This is a genomic window from Sphingobium sp. TomTYG72 (genome assembly GCF_055394715.1).
Genome location: NZ_AP027337.1, coordinates 141760 through 162534, shown reverse-complemented (window position 1 = coordinate 162534; position 20775 = coordinate 141760). Strand labels below are relative to the sequence as shown.

The following is a 20775-nucleotide window of genomic DNA, read 5'->3' as shown; positions in this document are numbered from 1 at the left end:
TGATCGAATGATGCTGCCCCGTGCCTGTCAAAAGGTGCGGGGCAGTTTTCGTTCGCGCTACATTCGGCCCGCCGTCAGCCGTTTCCCTTCTTGACTCGGAAACTGATTGGTTTACCAGTTTCGCCGAACAAAAAAGTGAGGAGAGGACGTCATGAGCGATTCCCAAGGCGCGGGCGCTAATCCGGATCAGCAAAATTCCGCAACCATGCCGCTGGCGCGCGTTCATGGCGTTGGCGACATGCGCGTCGATCAGGTCGCGATGCCGGTCGTCGGTCCCCGTGATGTGCTGGTGCGCATCGGCGCCATCGGCGTGTGTGGTAGCGACCTGGGCTATGTTGCCGCAGGTGGCCTGGGCGGCGGCGCGCCGCTCGCTGAACCCCTGCCGATCGGCCATGAATTTGCAGGCATCGTGGAAAAGGTGGGGGCGCAGGTGCATGGCATTCAGCCGGGCCAGCGCTGTGCCGTCAATCCCGACGCGGGCCTCATCGGTGGGGGCGGGCCGACGGGCGCCTTCGCTTCGTTCATCCTTGTGCCCGATGCGCGCGCCGGATCAGACATCTGCCCCATCCCCGACAGCCTCCCGCTTGAAAAAGCGGCGTTGGCCGAGCCCCTGTCCGTCGGTCTGCATGGTGTGAATATCGGCCGGGTACAGCCGGGCGACAAGGTGGTGATCCTCGGCGCGGGTCCGATTGGCCTCTGCACAGTCATCTGCCTTCGCCATCGTGGCGTGAAGGACATTCTTATCGCTGATCTTTCGGATGCCCGGCTTGAACGCGCTCGCCAGCTTGGCGCTGCCGTCACCGTCAATCCCTCGCGCGAACCGCTGGTCGAGGCGATCGGGAAGGCGCACGGAACCGGTGAGAGGTTCGGCATGCCCTTTGTCGGCACGGACGTCATCATCGACGCCGCCGGAGCGCAGCCGCCGTTGGCCGAGTTGCTCGACGTCGCCAAATTCCGCGCGCGGATCGTGATCGTCGCGCTTCACAAAAAGCCGATGCCGGTCAATCTGTGGAAGATGATGGCCAACGAGTTCAGCATTTCCGGATCTATCGCAACCGACCGCGAGGATGAGTTCAACGAATGCCTCCAGATGCTGGCCAGCGGCGAGATCAATGTCGATCCGCTGATCAGCCATCGTATCGAATTCGATAAATTGGACGAGGCCTTCCGCATCGCCGCCGATACCGAAGCATCGGCCAAGGTCATCGTCACTTTCCCACAGGCTGCGTGAAGCTGGTTTCAGCCACGCCAAAGGATTCATAAAATGAGCGAAGCCATGCTGCCCGAGCCGCAGGAAATTCATATCGACGACATGGCGGACCCGATCGTCACGCCGATGATCGCCGCAGCCCGTCAGGGACCCGCCGACCGGCCTGATCGCATGACTGTGGACGATGTTCTGGTCCAGGCCATCGCCAATTCCGGCGGCCTTGATGATTTCGGTGAGGATCAGAGCTTTCGCGAACGCATGGCGGTGACGCTTCAGGCGTGGGATGAGGATAAAGGCCTGACCCGTGGCGGCCGCATCACCCTGCTCGACCATCTGGTGCGCGTGATGGTGAACCGTCTTCGGATCGAGGATATCGTCAAGCGGCATCCGGAAATCCTCGACATCCAGATCGATCGTCCGCTGTTCATCGCGGGGCTGCCGCGTTCGGGTACGACGCATCTCGTCAACTGGCTCGCGCGGGATGAGCGTCTGCGGTCCCTGACGCTGTGGGAAGCCGAGGAGCCCGTCCAGGTGCGCGAACTTGCGCCCGGCGAAGTTGACCCGCGTATCACCCGCAGTGCCGAACTATGGAGCGCGTTCGAGGCGATGCTGCCCCACATGGCGGCGATGCACGGCATGGATGCAGCATCGATCCATGAGGATAATGAGCTGCTCTATATGGATCTCAACTGTTACAGCTGGGAGTTCCAGTCCCGCATTCCCCGTTGGATCGACCATTATTTCGCCCATGACCGGACCCCCAGCTATGCCTATGAAAAGAAGGTGTTGCAGGTGCTCACCTGGCACCGGGGGCCTAATCGTTGGCTGCTGAAATCACCGCAGCACATGGAAAATCTGGCCGCGATCAAGGCTGTTTTCCCCGATGCCACGATGGTCATCACGCATCGTGATCCCATCGCTGTTCTGCGGTCGCTGACCACCATGCTTGGCTATAGCGACCGTATCCGCCGCGATCCGGTCGATCCTCCTGCGCTTGCCCGCCTCTGGCTGGACCGGATCGAGCGGTTGCTGCGCGCCTGTGTCGATCAGCGGGACGCATGGGGGCCGGACCAGTCGGTCGACCTGTTGTTCCACGAATATATGGCCGATCAGGAACGGGTGATGCGGGAGGTTTACGCGCTGGCGGGATTGGAATTGACCCCAGAGGTCGAAAATCAGCTGCTTGGTTATCTCAACGAAAATCCGCGGAACAAGCATGGCAAGGTGATCTACGACCTCGAAGGCGTGTTCGGCCTGGACGAAGCCGCCGCACGGGAACGCTTCGCCTTTTACTATGACCGCTTTCCAGTGCGGCATGAGGCCTGATGGGGACGTCCGCAACCGCATCTGCTGAGGTGGAATCGGTGCCTGTCCCGACGCGGATGGGCCGGGCAGACCAGACTCTCGCGAAGAAGCGGCGTCTGTTGCAGATCGCGCGTGAGGAGTTCATCCGCCAGGGCTATCGTGCGGTCACCATGGATGCGATCGCGCAGGCGGCAGGTGTCTCCAAGCGCTCCCTCTATCTCTGGCATGAGGACAAGGCGGCCCTTTTCCGCGCCTGCCTTGCTGCGGGGATAGAGCGTTTTCCCCTGCCCCAACTTAGCGATCCTGCTGAACCGGAAGCGGATCTGCGTGCTTTCGGGATCGCGCTGCTGATGGAATTTACCAGGCCATCGACCATCGGCATGGCGCGGCTGTTGTTGCGGGAAGCGCATGAGTTCACCGAATTCGGCCCGATGATCCGGCAGAGTCAGGATGATTATCTCATCCTGCCCTTGGCGAACCATCTTGAGCGGGCCGGGATCGCAAATGGTGACAGGATGGCGGCTGCGAAATTGCTCCTCGCCATGTTGCTGATGCCGGTTCATAATTACCTGCTGATCGATGCCGCGCTCCCGGATGAAAGTGGATGCGAGGGTCATGTGAGCATGGCCGTGCGCACCTTTCTTCAAGGGTGCGCGGGGCGCCGGAACAGGACGGATTGACTCAAAAAACGATGTTCATTATCCATAAGTAAGCGTTTACTCACAAACGAATGAGTCGGAGAGGATTTCAGGACGATGGTTGGACATGTCGATGGCGCGGTAATGGCACGAGACTGGCACGACCGTAGCCTGCCGCTTGCCGATAGCGAAGAATTGCGCAACGCGCTGGAGGAAGCCAATATCCAGACGCTGCTGATGGTCTATGTGCATCTGACCCACGACGCGGCGATGCTGGACATTTTCGGCAACTATATCAAACCGCCTTTCTCCGTTCCCAACACCGAAATCCCCACCGAATATAGCCAGGAACTACGCGCCAAGCTGCTCCACGTGCTGACGACCCCTGGCGCCGCGCGCGAGGATGATCCCTCCGACGCGCTGATGAAGCGGATGATGAGCGTCGGCGTGGGCGAGGAAGTGGCTGACGAATTCCTGCCGCTGCTGTTCGACCAGATCGGTTTCAAATTGCCCAAGCCGCGCAAGGAAATCGAAGGCCGTGTGGCACCGCAGCCGGACTTCAAGGTGCTGGTCATCGGCGCCGGCATGACCGGCCTTGCCGCCTCGCTGAAACTGGAAGAAGCCGGTTACGAGCATATCGTGATCGAAAAGAATCCCGAAGTCGGCGGCACCTGGTACGAAAACCGCTATCCCGGCGTGGGCGTCGATACGCCCAGCCACTTCTATTCCTATTCCTTCGAAATCACGCCCGAATGGTCGCATTACCATCCCAAGGGCGTCGATATGCAGAAATATCTGCTGCACGTGGCCGACAAGTACGACCTGCGCCGCAACATCCGCTTCAATACCGAAGTCGTCGCCCTGCGCTATGACGATGCCGAGGCAGTGTGGAACGTCACCGTTCGCGGCAAGGACGGCACGGAAGAAGTCATCCGCGCCAACGCCGTCATCAATGCCCATGGTCCGGTCAATCGCTGGAAGTGGCCCGACATTCCCGGCCGCGAGGAATTTCAGGGCAAGATGATGCACACCGCGACCTGGGATCCGTCCGTCCGGATCGAGGGCAAGCGCGTCGGCATCATCGGCACCGGCGCCAGCGCCGCGCAGCTGATCGGCGCGATCGCGGATCAGGTCAGCGATCTCACCGTCTTCATGCGCACGCGCTACTGGTCGATCTACAATCCCGAGATCAATCATGAGGTGTCGCCGGGCATGAAGTTCGCCTTGCGCTACATCCCGCATTTCCGCGAATGGTTCCGCTTCCGCGTTTACTGGTTCGCGGCCGACGGCCTCTACGCCAATGTCGTGAAGGACCCCGAATGGCCGGTCGACAGCCCGTCCGTGTCGGCGGCCAATGAAGGCGCGCGGCAGTGGGCGCTGGCCCATCTGGAAGCGAAGTTCCACGACCGTCCCGACCTCAAGGAAAAGCTGACGCCGGACTTCCCGATCTTTTCCAAGCGCATCATCCTGGACGCGGGCTGGTTCGACGCGCTCAAGCAGCCCAATGTCACGCTGGAAGATGGCGGCATCGAATGCTTCACGCCCAAGGGCATCCGCACCAAGGACGGCAAGGAGTATGAGTTCGACATCATCGTCTGCGCCACTGGCTTCGACGTCGCCAACATGATGGGCAAGCTGGAAATCCACGGCAAGGGCGGCCGATCGCTGCGCGACGAATGGGGTAAGGACGACCCGCGTTCCTATCTGGGCGTGACCGTGCCGGGCTATCCCAACTATTTCATGACGGTTGGCCCCAATAGCGCGCCCAACCATGCGGCGGGCCAGAACCTGATTTCCGAAGCGCAGGTCAACTACATCATCGAATGCCTGGACTGGATCAATGAAAGCGGCGCTCGTGCTGTCGAACCCACGCAGCAGGCGTTCGAACAGTGGAACCGGGAGGTCGAGGAACAGATGAAGAATATGATCTGGACCCACCCACGGGCGAACAGCTACTATAACAACTCGACAGGCCGAGTATTCCTGTCATGGCCGTGGCGACTGGTGGACCTTTGGAACCAGACACGTGGTCCCGCCAAGGAGAATTTCGAACTGCACTGATCGCGGGTCGAAAGGAATGACATAGGATAAGAGCCGGTCTGGAAGGACCGGCTCTTATCGTTTCTGCGCGTTTCTTATGGGATCAGCCGGAGACTGTGTACCCGCCGTCAACGGCCAGCGTCTGACCCGTGATCCACGCCGCGCCGGGGCTCGACAGGAAAAGGATCGCGTTGGCGATATCTTCGGGCGCGCCCGGCCGACCCAGGGGCGTCCTTGCGAGCGTGGGCGCCATCCAGTCTTCCTGCGCGAAGGTTCCTTCGGTCATGCGGCTGCGCGTCAGCCCTGCCGCGACGGCGTTGACGCGGATGCCGCGCTCCCCCCATTTGACCGCGAGTGACCGGGTCAGGCCGAGCAAGCCGGTCTTGGCTGCGCCATAGCCCGGTACGATCGGAATGCCGAAATAGCTGCTCATCGATGCGATGCTGACGACGCTTGCGCCGCCTGCCATGCTGCTTTGTGCCAGAAGATCCGCGCTCTGCCGGGCCATGCGGAAAGCACCTACCAGCAGCATGTTGACGGCGCGGGCGAATATCTCGGGCTCATATTCGTCGAGGCCGAGGCTGGGCAGTGCCATCCCGGCATTGTTCACCAGAATGTCGAGCTTATCCAGGCTGGCCGCCACCGCGTCGATGCTTTCGCCGTCCTCAACATCCATCTGAAGATAGCGGTAGCCTGACAGATCGCCGTCATAGTCGGCGGCACTGCCGCGCGTGCCGGTAATCGTCACATTCGCCCCGGCTTCAAGATAGGCGGCGGCGGCGGCGGCGCCTATGCCGCTGGTGCCGCCGGTGACGAGGACATGCGCCCCGGAAAAATCATAGGATGGGTTCGTCATACAGTCTCCACTTCAACCCAGCGGCCTTCCGCCGCAGAAAGGCGCGCGGCATCGAGCACGGCCTGTCCTGCCGCCGCATCAAGAAAATCGCCCGCCGGATCAGGCAGGGGCGGCGTGCGCCCTTCGATCCTTGCCTTCAACTGGCGGAACAGCTTGGCATAAGGGGCGACATCGAACCCCTGCGTGTGCCAGCGATCCATTTCCGTCTGGATCAGCTCCGCGACGGCAAAGGGTTCGGGCGCAGGATTGACCAGTTCGGCAGGCATCGGAACCTGCCGCGCGCCGTCCGCGTCCTTGATCCACACCTCTTCGGGATCGCCAAAGGCGCTGCCCGACTGGATCCAGGCTGCGCCCTTCGTTCCCGCCACCTTGGTCGCCATGACGAACGGGCCGGGGAAGTTCATCGCCGCCTCGATCACGCCCATGCACCCGTTCGCGGTCCTGAACTGCACATTATAATAATCGTCGGATGTCATCGCAGGGCGGGTCGTGGTCAGCTTGCGCAAGATCGCGTTGACCGCCACGATCTCTCCCAAGGTCGAACGAACCTGATCGATCATGTGCGTGCCGAAGGCGCCCAGGAAGCCGCCGCCCTGCGCCGCATCGGTCCACCAATCGGCCAGCGGTTCTTCCTCGCCCGTGCCCGGCTGTTGGTAGATGCGGCTGAACATCAGAGGATCGCCGATCAGGCCGTCCTGCACCACGCGCCGCAGCAGCGCCTGCGCACTGTCGAAACGGAATTCCGCGCCCAGTGCATGGACGACGCCAGCCTTGTTCGCCGCATCCAGCATCTCGCGCGCCTGCGCCAGATCGCGCGCAAAGGGCTTCTCGCACATCACATTACGCCCGGCGGCAATGGCCTGCATGACGGGCGTGTAGTGCGCATGTGGCGGCGTTGCGACCGTCACCAGGCGGATCGCCGGATCGTCGGCAAGCACCTTTTCCAGATTATCCGACGCCAGCGGGATGCCAAGGGGTGCCGCACGCTCCGCCGTGCGTTCCCGGTTGCGCCCGACAATGGCGCGAACCTCAAAGCTCGCCTCCCGCAGCGCCCTGACATGCGTGAACAGGCCAAAGCCAGTGCCCACGACCACCGCGCCTATCGGTGTTTCTTCTCCATTCATTGTATTTCTCTGGCCTTTCTGATGATGTCGCGGGCTGCTGGCGCCCATGAGGCGATGGCTTCAGCCATGGGCGCCGAACTGGTCGCGGCCGAAAATATCTCGACCGAAATCGGCGCTGTCGCCCCGATCCGATCAAGTGTGCGAATGAAACGGGTGAGGTCGAAGCTGCCCTGTCCCGGCACAAGGCGGGCGGTCATAGTCTCGTGAACCAAGTCTGATTGCGGCTGTGCGGGCGCGTCATTTATCTGGATCGTGTGGATGCGCGACCCCGGAATGCGATCCAGCAGATCGAAGTTCGCCCCGCTGCGGAAGAAATGCCAGCTGTCGAGGGTCAGGCCGCCATTGGGTCTGCCCGCCGCCTGTACGATCGCCCAAGCGCTTGCAAGATCGGGGATGCCGCCAAAGGGCAGGAATTCGATGTGCGCCTTTAAACCATGATCGGCGGCGAGGTCGCACAAATCGGCAAAGGCTTCCGCAGCTTCATCAAGCGACGGAGCGACCCCCATCATCTCCACCGCCGTGACGGAGGGTGACCCGATGCGCGCGGCGGTTTCCACCACGCGGTCGGGCGTCATCGAGCGGAGCAGGGCGGCCATCGGCACATCATCCCCCGCGCTGCGATGGCTGGGCAGCCAGCAGGCCGTGCAATCCATCTCCATGATTGCCAAGCCATGATCCGCTATCCGCATGCCGATGTCGGCGGCATTCATCCCCGCCTTTTCCAAAGCCCAGATGTCGCCGGGCATCAGCGATATGGCGGAAAACCCTGCATCGCGCGCGGGCGCCAGCCGTTCCAGCAGCGGCACATGGACGAAGGGTGGGGCGGACAGGACAAGCATCGGATCGTTCGTCATGCCTGATCCAGACGGAAATTCAGTTCCAGGATGATCCCGTTCCGCTCTTCCACGAACAGTTGGCAGAGATTGGCCGGCGGATAATCCTTTCGCACGACGCCAAGACCGGCGGCTTCCAGTCGCGCGAACATCGTGGGCAGGTCGTCGCATTCCAACGCCACATGATGCACAGCGCCGCTGCCCCGCGCGGGGGTGAAGGGAAACGCATCATCACTGGGATAGCGGCCCTCGACAGGGCCGATATGAATGATCGGACGATCGCCAGGATCATATATCCAGCAGCCCTTGTCGATCGACTCCGCCCCCGGCGCGACATCGGCGCGCAGGCCCAGCACGTCGCGGAAAAAGGCGGCGGTGCCGGGCACGTCGGCGGTCCGGATGTTCACATGGTCGAGCGTTCGTACGGCCATCGCATCAATCCACGAACTGGCCGGTCAGGATCGCCGCGCCTGCATCCAGCGCGCCCGTGCCCTCCGCCTCCAGCCGGGCGAGCGGCAGGCGCCATAGATTGACGTCGGCAGTGCTTTCGGTTCGCACCAGCCGAAGTCCCCAAATCCCACGTTCATGCCCATAGCTGTTGACCCAGTTGCCGCCGAGGCCGGGATCGCGTTCGGCTATGACGATGCGCACTCGGCCATCAGGTTCGGCAACGAAACGATAATTGTTCACCCATCCATTGCCATCCTCGAACGTGTCGAGATTTTCCTGCCACATGTTGCAGATCTGGAAGTTCCAATATTCGCACTCTGGCGGCACGAATTCCAGAACCAGCGCTTCGTCGAGCCCCTTTTCCCAGCCGCCAAAGGCGACGTGACGATCAGGCACGCCACCGTTCGACAGATATTGCGCACGGCTATAGTCGAGCCGGTTGAGCTTCGCCGCGAAATTGCCCTGCGTGCCGTTCCACCAGTTCCGCACCAGTTCCGCATAGCCCAGCACGCCCTGCGCGGCCCAGGCCAGGTTGTTCGCCATCAGCGCTGGCGTCACCGGTTCGGGCGCCGCGCCATCCATCCGCTCGATCCGCAGACCCGGAGCGATCTCCTTTTCCCGGTCGCTCCAGACCAGCCGGATGAGGATGCAGTTGGTATCGGGTTGCAGCTTCAGCCAGTTCTTGCCTTCGCCCGGATCATTTTGCGACATGATGATCTCGAACGTCCCGTCAGCTTCGATATGAAGCTGCTGACTGCCGAGGAAGCCGGTGGTTTTCAGATTGGAAGGGTCGAACTGTTTCAATCCCTCTACGCCGAGCTGTGCCCAATCACGTGCGCCCAAATCGTCGGGCGCTGGGGCGGTCAATATGGCGAGGACGAAATAGGGTATGGTCCCTCGTGTGCCAATGATCCGGTAATCGCGGGCTTCATCGAACTGGCACATCAGATGGTCCTGATCGACCGTCTGCACGTTGATCGACTGGCGCCACACCATGTCGCGCAGGCGCGGCCGGGTGGGTTCGGCATTTTCGATCAGCCGCTCAAAGCTCGACCGGGCGACCCGCGTCAGGAACCGATACCATTCCGCCCTGTCGAGATCGGACGGGTCATCGCCGAACCGGTCTATCATTTTACCGGCGACTTTCAGGACGTCGCAGAAATCTTCCCATGACTGGCCGGACAACAGCCGCTGCGCCGCACGCGTTTCAACCTCGCGCTTGTCCATCGATCCTTTCAAGGCGTCAGTCATCGCGCCGCATCCTCTCCTGATTTGAGGCAGGAAGGTGCCATCATCCCTGTCGCGCGGCCAGCCAATCTTCTGTCGATACCGTGCCATTATCCTTCCTGTGTGACGCAAAACATCCGCAGCGGGGGCGATGGACATTTCCGTGCCGCCGAGGATTGACCAAAAAGTTATAGTACGATAACTTTGTGATGTTTAAAGGCGGATCGAATGATTCGTCCGGTTTCTGGAGAGGAGTTGCAAAGTCATGTTGAGCAATGAACAGAAGCGGCGGTTGTCCAACCTGCTGCAGCCTGTTTCACCCCCCCGTGAATTGAGCAACGTCTACACCGAAGATCAGCGTCGGCGGTTGCTGGATGTCGTCCATAGCGGCGCCTGGAAGCTCATCATCGCGCAGCATTTTCCAACGCCGGAATCTCTGATTGCGACGTTCGCGGGCGGTTTTCCGGAAGGGTTCGAGCCGACGCTCGACATGTTCCTGACGCCGACATTCCGCGGCTTCTACGCCAATTATTCGACCTGCATGTACCCGGAGATTCAGGATACCTTCTACAATCCGACGTTCCTGGAATATGCCAAATCCTATTGGAATGCGGACTACGCCAAGCCGCAGATGATGCTGTTCAACGTGAACGGCCCCTGCGGCAATACTGATCCGGGCCATCTGGATTCGCCCAGCTTCCGTGGCGTTCGCTATGAAAACTCGCCCACATGGCTATGTTCGATCATGGGCCGGTCGGGCCTGTTCCAGGACTATCTGATCAAGATGGCTCAGGTGATCACCTGGTTCAGCCATGATCCCAATAGCGGCTTCACCTACTGGCCCAAGGGTCCGCTGGAAAAGCCCGCGCGGTTGCAGCCTCCCGTTTATAACCGTGGCGTGGTTGTGCAGAACGAAATGCTCGTCCATCGCGGCGAAGCCAACGGCCCGATCGAGCGCCGCAAGCCGCAGGGCCTGGGCTTTGACTCCCTGTTCAGCGGCGAACCGGGCAACCCCGATGGCTGGCTGGTGAAGACCGGGGACGAAGTCATCGAGCGTTATCATACCGACGATCTGCGCTTCCTTGTCCACTGGTCGGCGGAAGTGTTTGAAGATTATGCCGAGCTTAAGAAGAACATGGATGGGTCGGATAACCTCAGCTATGATCAGGTGTTCGACACGCTGATCAAGGATGTCCGTTCGCGCGGTTTCCAGATCGAAACGCCGACCGATCCGATCAACGATCCGGTTTTCATCAAGGCGCTGAACGCCGCTTACGACTATGGTGGCCCGGCCGAATATCCGGCCGAAGCCCCGCGCGAGCTGGTCGCCGCCTGAGCGCTGCCGAACAGAAAGAGCAGGAATAAGGGGCGTCCCGTCAGGGCGCTCCTTTTTTCATGGCCACCGTTCAGGGGGCTGGTTCCATGTCTTCCGGCCCCCAATAGGCCTTCAGGCTGGTGATGCGTCCTTCCGCGTCGAACGTGCAGACATCCAGCGACCTGATCAGCAGGCGCGGGCCTTCCGGCGGTTGAAACGTCACATCGAACACGAGCGCCGCCGCATTGGCATGCGATCCCCGGATCGGTGCGACCGGCCGGATGTGTGTGTCAAAAGCGATCGTGTCGCTAAACCATGCACGGATTTCCTCGCCCGTCTTGGGCGGAGAACCAACCGGGTCCTCTATCACCGCATCACGTGCGAATAGCGCCAGAACGCCGTCCCGATCGCCTGCGTTGATGCGATCCACATAGGCCTGAAGCGCGGCCCGCATGTGCGTTTGGTCAGGTCCCGGCACGCTGGGTGGAGAGGTTTCGGACATATCCTGTTTACCTCGTTATCCATAGAGTCATAACGGCGATTAATCGCGCATTTAACATATAAACTTGCCTTTATAATGATGTTTTGCGTAGAAAGCGGAAGATTTCAAAAAGGCTATAAGCGAGGCTGTGACTCGCCGCATTAGCTGCTAATTTGCCATGGGCAGTGAGAGGATCAAGAAATGGCGACATCGTCGGACTATCGTCTGGGAGAATTCACCTTTCCGCGTGGCTGGTTCATGGTGGGTGAGAGCGCCGAGGCGACGAGCACGCCCAAGGCGATGCGCTACCTCGGCCAGGACATGGTGATGTACCGTGGCGAGAGCGGCAAGGTTTATGTGACGGAAGCCTACTGCCCGCACATGGGCGCGCATCTGGCGAAGAACACGACGAGCTATATCGTGCGCGATGGCGAGCAGGTGGAGGGCGAGTCGATCCGCTGCCCCTTCCACGGCTGGCAATATGGCCCCGACGGCCAGTGCAAGAACATCCCCTATTCCGACTTCGTGCCCAAGGCGGCGAAGCTCAAGACCTTCCCGGCGATGGAACGGGCGGGCACGATCTGGATCTGGCATGATCCCGAAGGCCTCGAACCCAATTTCGACCTGCCCGATTTCGGCGGCCATTATGATGCGCCGGGCTGGGTCAATTGGAAGATCGACTATATGGGCGATCTCGACATCCACCCGATCGAGGTGGTCGACAACATGGCCGACTTTGGCCATTTCATCCCGATCCATGGCGCGAAGGATTTCGTCTACTTCGCCAATGAGTTCAAGGACCATATCGTCCACCAATATTATGCCGCCGGGCACCGCACGCTGGTGCAGAACCCCGATGACGTGCTGACGCTCGATACCTGGTACACTGGCCCGTCGATCCTCCAGTCGGAGATGGCGGGAACGTTCGACAGCTTCATCATGATCACCCACACCCCGATCGAGGATGGCAAGATCCGCGTCTGGCACGGCCTGATGGTGCAGGTGAATGACGGCTCCGCGCCGGTCACCGACGAATTGCGCGCCGCAGCCCTCGAATATCAGGAAGGCAGCCGCCTCGCCTTCGCGCAGGATGTCGAAATCTGGCAGAACAAGCGCGCCTGCCTCAACCCGCTCGTCATCCCCAATGACGGCCCCTATGGCAAGGTGCGCAGCTGGTACAAGCAGTTCTACAATCCCCGCGACAAGACGCCGGACATGCACAAGCGCACCAACGGCCTGCATGTCACACTCGACAAGCGTAGTTCCACGCAGGCGGCCTGAAGGAGAAAAGACAATGGAGAGAAGTGAACGTCCGGTCGCGATCGTCACCGGTGCCAGCCGAGGCGCGGGTCGTGGCATCGCGGTGGCGCTGGGAGAAAAGGGCTATCGCGTCTATGTGACGGGTCGCTCCATTCGCGAAGGCGATGCGGAACTGCCCGGCACCATCGGCGCCACTGCTGCACAGGTTGACTCAGCCGGTGGCGAGGGCCGCGCGGTGCAGGTCGATCATGCCGACGAGGTTGCGATCGCTGTCCTGTTCGAACGTGTGCGGGACGAAAGCGGCAGGCTCGACATATTGGTCAACAATGTCGCCGCCCTGAATGACGATCTGGTCAAGCCCGGTCCCTTCTGGGAAAAATCCCCCGGCCTCGTCGATATATTGAATGTCGGCCTGCGGTCCCATTATCTGGCGAGTTGGCACGCCGCGCGCATGATGGTTCCGGCTGGCAGCGGCCTTATCGCCTTCACCTCATCCTTCGGGTCCGTCTGCTACATGCACGGCGCCGCCTACGGCGCGCAGAAGGCTGGCGTGGACAAGTTCGCCGCCGACATGGGGGTCGATTTCCGGGGAACCGGGGTTGCGGCGATCGCGCTCTGGATGGGGCCTCTGCACACCGAGCGCAGCGCGCGGACGCTAGGCGAGCATCCTGAGCAATATGAAAAGTTCATGGCCGATGCCGAGACGCCGGAGTTCAACGGCCGGGTCATCGCCGCGATCCATGACGATCCCAAGCGGGACGAACTGAACGGCCAGACGCTGATCACGGCAGAGATTGCGCAGCGATATGGCATCACCGAAGCTGGCGGGCGCACCCCGCCATCCTATCGCGCGATGCTGGGCGATCCCCGCATTCCGCATCCTGCCATCGTGGCGTAAGGAAGCAGGCCATGGACTTCGGGCGCCGATTTGCAGGCAAGTCGATCATTGTCACCGGCGCTTCCTCCGGCATAGGCCGCGCGACGGCTATCCGACTGGCTGCCGAAGGCGGTCGGCTGCTCGCGGTGGACCTGGATGAGAAGGGGCTGGAAACGCTAAGGCAGGAACAGCCCGGCATTGCCATCCGCGCTGGATCGGTTGCTGACGAACCGACCGCCCGCTCGATCGTGGCGCAGTGGGTCGAAGAGGCCGGGCAACTCGACGTCCTCGTCAACATGGCGGGCATCATCCGGTCGAGCCATGCGGCCACGACCGACTATGAAGCTTTCATGTCCCTCATCGCGGTCAATATGGGCAGCACCTTCCTGATGTGCCGCGAAGCCTTGCCGCATCTGGAAAAGGTGAAGGGCAACATGGTCAACGCCGCGTCCACATCAAGCCATTTCGGCCATCCCTTCCTCACCGGCTATGCCGCCAGCAAGGGCGCGGTTGCGGCCTACACCCAGAGCCTCGCCTGGGAATATGTGAAGCGCGGCGTGCGGGTGAATGCGGTTGCGCCGGGCGGCATCGAAACGCCGCTCGCCAACAGCGTCCAAACCGGCATGGTGGAAGGCGCCGATTGGGAGTTGTATAATCATCTCGGCCCGATCAATGGATTTGCGACCCCGGACAAAATCGCGGGCGTCATCGCCATGCTGGCGAGTGAGGATGGAGGGCACATGAATGGCGCAATCGTGCGTATCGACGGGGGCGTTCACGCCTGAACTATCAGGCGTGGCAGGGGGCTGGTTTTCATGACGCCCCCTGAAAATGGCTTTTGCCTGGACCATCTTTCGCTGGTGAACCTCGACGCCCTGACGGTGATCGAGGCGGCCGCCAGCGCAGGCTTCACCGCCGTCAGCCTGTTCATCACGCCGATCCCGATCAGCCCGACGCCTGACCTCATCCTGGACAAGAGCGCGCGCAAGGCGGTGATTTCCGCATTGCGCGATACCGGCCTTCGAGCAGGCGTCATCGAGCCTTTCATGCTGGATGCCGAACCCGATTGGGGGCTGCTGGAAAGCAGCGCCGAACTGACCGCCGAGCTGGGCGGGACCGTCAATATATTGGGCCTCGACCCAGATCATGCACGGCTGCGGGAGTCGCTGGCGCGCATGGTTGGGATTTGCCAGCGGGCGGGTGCTCCCGCCATCATCGAACCCTATCCGCTATCCTCGATCCGGTCACCTTCACAGGCGCTTGAGATCGTCCATTCCCTGGGCGCCGAGGTGGGCTTGTGCATCGACACGCTCCACGTCATTCGCAGCGGCGGAGGCTGGGACGATGTGGCCTGCCTGCCGCCTGAGCGTATCCGCCATGTCCAGCTGAACGACGGCCCGATCGAGCCGCCGCATGACCGCGTCAATGAAGCGGTGTTCGACCGCTTGCTTCCCGGTGAAGGCGAGTTTGGTCTCGGGGCGCTGCTCCCGCTGCTTCCGGATCATGCGACGATCGCGGTGGAAGCGCCGTCGCGTACGTTGGCGACCGGGGAGCCGCACGAGAGGGCGGCGCGGCTGATGCAAGCGATGAAGGCTTTGTACGCTTCGGGCTAGGCATTGCCCTACACCTCACCCCCGTTCGCCCTGAGCTTGTCGAAGGGTTCTACTTCTTAAAAAGAAGGCTTCGACAAGCTCAGCCCGAACGGGTGAGAGATACGTTCTATGAATCGGACACAGTCCGCCAACAATTGCGGGCGAAGCACTGCCCCGCCCGGACAATCCATCATTCCGCAGCCAGCGTCGCCTGCTCACGGAAATAGGGGATCACCTTCTCGCCGATGTTGCGGATGGTCTCCATGATCACTTCATGCGGGATGCCGCCCATCTGGAACATGAAGAGAATTTCGTCGGCGCCCGCGTCCTGCAAACGCTTGACCTGCCGAATGCAATCTTCCGGCGTGCCATAGGCGTCTTCGACAACCTCGAAGGATTCGGTGTGGTGGCCACCGATGGTGATCTTCTCTTCCGACAGCCAGGCCACCGTTTCTTCCTTGTGGCGCTGAAGCGCGGCAAGGCTTTCGCTCGCGTCCAGGTCCTCCACATCGGGAGCGGGGCCGCCCGAATACCAGTGGCCCAGCGATTCCACGAAGAAGCGCTGTCCGCGAAGGCCGATGCGGCGTGCCTTTTCCCGGTCTTCCAGAACCACGGCGGGGCAAAGCGCCGCGAGATGCTCGGTCGGACGGTAGCCAACCTGATCCTCTGCCTTGCGGTTGGCGAAGGCCTCACGATAAATGGCGTTCTTCTGCGCGATGTCGCTCGGTCCGGCAAAGCCGAGGACCAGTGCGCCAATGCCGCGCGATCCGGCGGTGGTCAGCGTGTCGGCGCGGGTGCAGGCCATGTAGATCGGCGGATGCGGGTCCTGCATCGGGCTCGGGTGGATCGGGCGGAACGGGATCTTCACGAACTCGCCATCATGTTCGATCTCGCCATGCTTCAGGATCTTGGGGATCAGATACATGCTCTCGTCGATCATCGGCGGCAGGTCTTCGAGATTATAGCCGAAGGTGCCCGCTTCCTGCTGCGTCCCGCCCTTGCCCATACCGAAATGGACGCGGCCATTCGACAGAATGTCCAGCGTGGCGATGCGTTCAGCGACCTTTACCGGATGGTTCATCGCGGGCGGCAGGCAGACGACGCCATGGCCGATGCCGATGCGCGACGTGCGCCCGGCGAGATAGGCCAGGAAAGTTTCCGGTGCGGACATGTGCGCATATTGGGTCAGCGCGGTATGTTCGACGGCCCAGATCGTGTCGAAGCCCATTTCCTCGGCATGGATGGCTTGCTCGATAATGTCGCGGAACACCTGCTGTTCGTTCTGACGCGACGTGTCCGCCATCTGCGCTTCGTAAATGATCGAGAATTTCATCATCTTCTCCACAAAACTTTCTTTCGTGGAGACAGGCTATGCCGAGTGCCGTGCCGCCACATCATCCAAATGGATCAGATTTCAGACTCGCTGCCGATGGAACGCAGCAGCGTGACCAGTTCGACCTGCCGATGCGTGTTGGTCTTGGCGAATATCGCGCGCAGATGGGATCGCGTCGTATTGTAGGCGATGCCCAAAGCGTCCGCGGCGTCCGCTAACGTGGCGCCGTGCGCCAGATGAACGGCAAGTCCCGCTTCCGCCCGCGTGAGGTGAAAGCGTTCGCGCAACAGCTCTTCCGATGGACCTGCGGGTCGGCTGGGGTCCGCGATGAACAGGGCGATCCAGGCCCCGTCGCCATAGGCGGAGGAAGGGATGGCCCGCGCCCGCGCATGCAGCGGCTGCCCGACGGTAGAGTTGATCTCGAACAGGATTTCCTCGCCCAGTGGCGGCGGGGAGGAAAGGATGCGGTTGATCGCCGCAGCGCTGGAGCCGGTCCTGGCCTCCAGCTTGCCATGCTGCTCGGAAACGATGGCGCCCTCTTCCAGCATATGCGTGGCGAGCGTATTGCGGCGCAGAATACGGCCTTCCCGATCAAGGATCAGGGTCGCTACCGCCAAACCAGCCATGGCACTGCTGAACAGCTGGCTTTCCGCCTGCGTACTTGTGAGCCGCGCGTGTAGGTCAAGCGCGATGCGCAGATGCGGGATCAGCCGTTCGAGCAATTCCCGTTCGGTATCGCCAAATTGCGCATGGTCTTCGTCCCGCGTCAGGCGCAGCCGGACGGCGATATCAGGCAGACGATGCAGGTCTACGCCCAGAATTTCACTGCTGCGCGCCACGTCCAGCCAGTCGCGGAAGCGCGCCGGGACATGGCTGACGAAATCACGGAAGGAAACGACTCGCCCCTCGGGCAGGCCGACGAAGGGATCGGCCTGCGAGATGCGCTGATATTCCTGTGTGCGCTCCGGGTCCGCGCCGGGGGTGACATGGGCATCGATCCCGGCGCTCCCCCGACCAATCAGCAGCGTGGCGAAGGTCGTGTCGGTGATGGCCGCCAGCGCCCGCAGGAAATCCTCCCATGGCGGTGATCGCGTCAGCCCGCCGTAGAGCGTCTGCAACAGGTCGGCAAAGGCGGTATCATCGCTCATCATTCAGATTCCCGCCTCCAGCCTCGACGATGGCAGTCACCGTCGAGGCCGTACCCGGTTCAGCGTCGCAGGGCCAGCGTCACGCTGTAGCGGCGGGGCGGCGAATAATAAGCCTCCGTAAAGCCAAAGCTGGTCGATGCATCATAGCCCGCCGTGATGATACGGCGATCGGTGATGTTATCGACGCCCACGCGCACCGACAGGCCGCTGTCCGCAAAGCGCAGTTCGGCGCTGGCGTTGAGGATCGCATGGTCGGGCTGGCGCAGCAGCGGCGTGTTTTCCGCATCGACAAAGACCTGGCTTTTATAGGCTGCGTCCAGCCGCAGTACGCCTTCGACATTGTCGCTGAGCGGCGCTTGATAGACCGCGCTGGCATTGGCCGTGATATCGGGCGCCTGCTTCAGCTTGCGGTTGCTGACGTCGGTCGGCACACCCCCAATGACTGACACATATTCCAGATATTTGGCATCCAGCAAGCCCAGCGCGCCGGTAACGGTGAAGCGCGGCGACACCTTGAACGCGCCTTCCAGCTCGATGCCCTGAATGCGGGATCGGCCCGCATTTTCGTTGCGGACGACGATCAGGCCGGTTGTCGGGCTGACGGTCGATACCAATATCTGCTGGTCGCGATATTCGTTGCGGAACACGGCTAGGTTGATGGTGGCGATACGGCCGAAACCTGCCTTCAGCCCCGCTTCGTAGGAGGTCAGATGTTCCGGATCATAGGAACCGATTTCCTCAAGCGACGTAGGCCGCCCGTTGAACCCGCCAGACCGGAAGCCGCGCGAATAGGAGACATAGGTCATCAGGTTCGGCCGGAACTTGTAGGAAAGCGAGGCGCGGGGCGTGAAGGCGTCCCAACTCTTTTCCAGCGTATAGCTGGGCGTCCCCGCCAGAAGCGGCTCGCCCGAATAAATGCGGATCGCGGATTGGGAAAACTTCTTCTTCTCCCACGTATAACGCGCACCCAGTTCCAGCGAGAGGCCGTCGGTCAGCTCATAGTTGCCGTTCGCGAACAGGGCGAGATTGTCGGTGCGCTGCCGGTTGCGGAAATCGATGTTGAAGTCGAGCGAAGACGCTGGAACCGCAAAGGGCGGGAAGGGGACCGGGAAAGGATCAAGCCCTGCCGCCACCAGCGCGTCAAACAACCCATCCGCCACGATCAGCCGCGTATTGTCGCGCGTCTTTTCGCGGTAGGCAAAGGCGCCCAGCAACAATGTGCCGCGCCCGCCAAGGTCGAGCGACAGCTGCAATTCCTGGCTGATCTGCCGCGCCCGCTCATCATGAATGTCCCCGGCATAATTGATCGCCGACGACGCATCGCCATCACGCCCGAACAGCGCATCAACATAGCGATAGGCTGTGATCGACTTCAACGTAGCTCCGCCCAGATCCTTGGTCAGGGTCAGCGATGCGTTCACTGCATCGGTCTGATCCTTATTCAGTTCCGAATTGGTGTCGGTTCGGTCGATGTCCCCCGGAACAGTGCAGCAGGGCGTCAGGAAGGTCGATTGCAGGAAGGAGAAGAAGGTCGGCGTGAAGGCGATCATGCTATGCGGCGCGCTGTGCTGCCGCCGGTGCAGACCATCGACCTGCAACACCGCGTCCAGCCCTTCGCCATCATAATGCAGCGCCAGCTTGCCCGCGACGACGTTGCGATTGCCCAGATTGTCGCCGGACGGGATTTTCTGCCACCCCTCGCCAAATTCGCCCAGCGCCGCGACGCCCAGCGACCAGCTGTCCGACAGCGGCGTTTCGGCATAGACGCGCCCGCGCACCGTGTTGAACGATCCATATCGCAGGTCGGCTTCGATCTTCCGCTCGCCTTGCGGCACCGCCGACACGATGTTGATCGCACCGCCCACCGTATTCTTGCCAAACAGCGTGCCCTGCGGCCCGCGCAGCACTTCGATCCGGTCGATGCCCAGCAATTCGGTCGTCGCGCCAAAGGTGCGCGCGACATAGACGCCGTCGATATAGACGCCGACCGCCGGATCGGACGTGATGATGAAGTCGTTTTCGCCGACGCCCCGGATAAAGGGCGCGATGCCACCGCTATTGCCGCCCTGGCCCGGCGTGAACTGGATATTGGGCGCGATCTGGCTGATCTGCGTCACATTGTCGAGGCCCCGGCTGTTCAGAGCCGAAGCATCAACCGCGCTCACCGCGATTGGCACATCCTGCAACCGTTCTTCGCGGCGGCGAGCGGTGACAACAATGTCACTGTCACTGGCGGCGTCTGCTCCCGCCGTTGCCGTCTGGGCCAGCGCTGCTCCCGGCGCGGCCAAGGCAATTAACGATACGATCGGATATAGCGTCTTGCGCATGCTTTCCTCCCCAAAAAAAGCGTAATTTTGTTATTGCGGGCGACTATAACGCCGCCCGCCTTATTCTCTAGCAGGCCGCCGCAAAAATGCCGCAGCTGTTGCGTTCGTGCATCATCCGTTGGATCAGGCCGCTTCCCACTCGATCAAATGGCTGATATCGCTGCGCTGTTCGGGTTTGCGGCCTGCGGTGGCGAGGTGGTGCGAGGTGATCTGCGCATCAGCGGCCAACGGGCGGATCATTTCGAACACGCGGTCATATTCGGTGCGCGCGATCTTCCATACGCCGTCTTCACGCCGATAGACGTCGCGGTAAATGGCGCTGCCGATGGTGTGGCTGCTCCGTTCCACATCGATGAAGATATCCTCCAGATACCAGAGTCCCTCGGCGTCATTTTCGCCGGTCAGGGTGATTTCGGGCATATGGCCGTGATGCATGGCAACCGCGCCGGAATGGAAGCTGTTCGCCAGGAACTCCAGCATATTGTCGCGGCCCGCCAACCGGACGCGATAGGTGCCGCCACGATAATCGACGGTCAGATCGTTGGTGAAGAGCGTGCCGAGCAGCGCAAGATCGGCGGTATCGATTCCCCGAAAATAACGATGCTTGAGGGTCCGGATATCTTCCAGATCGCTCAGCTGCTGCACAGTATAAGCCATCAAACCTCTCCATATGTGACGCGATATGCGATTATTATGCGTCCCCTATACCCGATCTGCGTAACAATCTGCAATGACCACTGCATTATGTCTGGCGAAGGA

At 61.4% G+C, this 20775-nt stretch carries 19 protein-coding genes; 9 read left to right on the top strand and 10 right to left on the bottom strand.

What is annotated here, in order from left to right; genetic code table 11:
* The first annotated feature begins 151 nt into the window (after window positions 1–151).
* The 4 genes from ACZ5U1_RS14195 (at window position 152) to ACZ5U1_RS14180 (ending at window position 5214) form a co-directional block, all read left to right on the top strand.
* Window positions 152–1231 carry a zinc-dependent alcohol dehydrogenase gene (locus ACZ5U1_RS14195; RefSeq protein ID WP_464780555.1) on the top strand — a complete coding sequence of 360 codons (1080 nt, stop codon included), beginning with the start codon at window positions 152–154 and terminating at the stop codon, window positions 1229–1231.
* Between the two features lie 33 nt (window positions 1232–1264).
* Entirely contained in the window at window positions 1265–2536 is a 1272-nt protein-coding gene (locus ACZ5U1_RS14190) for a sulfotransferase family protein (protein ID WP_464780554.1), read from the top strand.
* Window positions 2536–3195 (top strand): TetR/AcrR family transcriptional regulator, encoded by a 660-nt coding sequence (locus ACZ5U1_RS14185; protein WP_464780553.1) that lies wholly within the window; start codon window positions 2536–2538, stop codon window positions 3193–3195. Before ACZ5U1_RS14190 ends, ACZ5U1_RS14185 begins: the two co-directional genes overlap by 1 nt.
* A gap of 75 nt (window positions 3196–3270) precedes the next feature.
* Window positions 3271–5214 carry a flavin-containing monooxygenase gene (locus tag ACZ5U1_RS14180; protein WP_464780552.1) on the top strand — a complete coding sequence of 648 codons (1944 nt, stop codon included), beginning with the start codon at window positions 3271–3273 and terminating at the stop codon, window positions 5212–5214.
* Between the two features lie 82 nt (window positions 5215–5296).
* On the opposite strand, the gene ACZ5U1_RS14175 is transcribed toward ACZ5U1_RS14180, so the two are convergent.
* From ACZ5U1_RS14175 to ACZ5U1_RS14155, 5 genes are read right to left on the bottom strand one after another with little or no spacing between them, the layout of a single operon-like run.
* The gene (locus ACZ5U1_RS14175; protein ID WP_464780551.1) at window positions 5297–6049 is read right to left on the bottom strand and encodes an SDR family NAD(P)-dependent oxidoreductase; all 753 of its coding nucleotides are present in this window, start codon (window positions 6047–6049) and stop codon (window positions 5297–5299) included.
* On the bottom strand, window positions 6046–7173 hold the full coding sequence (locus ACZ5U1_RS14170) for a Gfo/Idh/MocA family protein (protein WP_464780550.1): 1128 nt from the start codon (window positions 7171–7173) through the stop codon (window positions 6046–6048). Before ACZ5U1_RS14170 ends, ACZ5U1_RS14175 begins: the two co-directional genes overlap by 4 nt.
* Entirely contained in the window at window positions 7170–8027 is an 858-nt protein-coding gene (locus ACZ5U1_RS14165) for a sugar phosphate isomerase/epimerase family protein (RefSeq protein ID WP_464780549.1), read from the bottom strand. The genes ACZ5U1_RS14170 and ACZ5U1_RS14165 overlap by 4 nt, the downstream gene beginning before the upstream one ends.
* Window positions 8024–8437: a VOC family protein gene (locus tag ACZ5U1_RS14160; RefSeq protein WP_464780548.1), complete on the bottom strand. Its 414-nt coding sequence runs from the start codon at window positions 8435–8437 to the stop codon at window positions 8024–8026. The genes ACZ5U1_RS14165 and ACZ5U1_RS14160 overlap by 4 nt, the downstream gene beginning before the upstream one ends.
* 4 nt (window positions 8438–8441) lie before the next feature.
* Window positions 8442–9707 (bottom strand): DUF1214 domain-containing protein, encoded by a 1266-nt coding sequence (locus ACZ5U1_RS14155; RefSeq protein ID WP_464780547.1) that lies wholly within the window; start codon window positions 9705–9707, stop codon window positions 8442–8444.
* A gap of 241 nt (window positions 9708–9948) precedes the next feature.
* On the opposite strand from ACZ5U1_RS14155, the gene ACZ5U1_RS14150 reads away from it, so the two are divergent.
* Window positions 9949–11019: a hypothetical protein gene (locus ACZ5U1_RS14150; protein WP_464780546.1), complete on the top strand. Its 1071-nt coding sequence runs from the start codon at window positions 9949–9951 to the stop codon at window positions 11017–11019.
* A gap of 70 nt (window positions 11020–11089) precedes the next feature.
* Here the strand turns inward: ACZ5U1_RS14150 and ACZ5U1_RS14145 are convergent, their stop codons facing one another.
* Window positions 11090–11500, bottom strand: coding sequence for a nuclear transport factor 2 family protein (locus ACZ5U1_RS14145; RefSeq protein WP_464780545.1), 411 nt, complete (start codon window positions 11498–11500; stop codon window positions 11090–11092).
* Between the two features lie 180 nt (window positions 11501–11680).
* Between ACZ5U1_RS14145 and ACZ5U1_RS14140 the strand changes: the two genes are divergently transcribed.
* From ACZ5U1_RS14140 to ACZ5U1_RS14125, 4 genes are read left to right on the top strand one after another with little or no spacing between them, the layout of a single operon-like run.
* Entirely contained in the window at window positions 11681–12760 is a 1080-nt protein-coding gene (locus ACZ5U1_RS14140) for a Rieske 2Fe-2S domain-containing protein (protein ID WP_464780544.1), read from the top strand.
* A gap of 13 nt (window positions 12761–12773) precedes the next feature.
* Window positions 12774–13637, top strand: a complete 864-nt coding sequence (locus ACZ5U1_RS14135) for an SDR family NAD(P)-dependent oxidoreductase (protein WP_464780543.1) — start codon at window positions 12774–12776, stop codon at window positions 13635–13637.
* A gap of 11 nt (window positions 13638–13648) precedes the next feature.
* A complete protein-coding gene (locus ACZ5U1_RS14130; protein ID WP_464780542.1) occupies window positions 13649–14401 on the top strand; it encodes an SDR family NAD(P)-dependent oxidoreductase in 753 nt (250 codons plus the stop codon).
* Window positions 14402–14431: 30 nt separating this feature from the next.
* Window positions 14432–15229, top strand: coding sequence for a sugar phosphate isomerase/epimerase family protein (locus tag ACZ5U1_RS14125; protein WP_464780541.1), 798 nt, complete (start codon window positions 14432–14434; stop codon window positions 15227–15229).
* Between the two features lie 169 nt (window positions 15230–15398).
* On the opposite strand, the gene ACZ5U1_RS14120 is transcribed toward ACZ5U1_RS14125, so the two are convergent.
* From ACZ5U1_RS14120 to ACZ5U1_RS14105, 4 genes are all read right to left on the bottom strand, one after another.
* Complete coding sequence (locus tag ACZ5U1_RS14120) at window positions 15399–16541, bottom strand: LLM class flavin-dependent oxidoreductase (protein WP_464780807.1); 1143 nt, start codon at window positions 16539–16541, stop codon at window positions 15399–15401.
* Window positions 16542–16615: 74 nt separating this feature from the next.
* Entirely contained in the window at window positions 16616–17692 is a 1077-nt protein-coding gene (locus ACZ5U1_RS14115) for a helix-turn-helix transcriptional regulator (protein ID WP_464780540.1), read from the bottom strand.
* 56 nt (window positions 17693–17748) lie between these two features.
* Window positions 17749–20016, bottom strand: coding sequence for a TonB-dependent receptor (locus tag ACZ5U1_RS14110; protein WP_464780539.1), 2268 nt, complete (start codon window positions 20014–20016; stop codon window positions 17749–17751).
* A gap of 123 nt (window positions 20017–20139) precedes the next feature.
* Window positions 20140–20673, bottom strand: coding sequence for a nuclear transport factor 2 family protein (locus ACZ5U1_RS14105; protein ID WP_464780538.1), 534 nt, complete (start codon window positions 20671–20673; stop codon window positions 20140–20142).
* Window positions 20674–20775 lie beyond the last annotated feature (102 nt).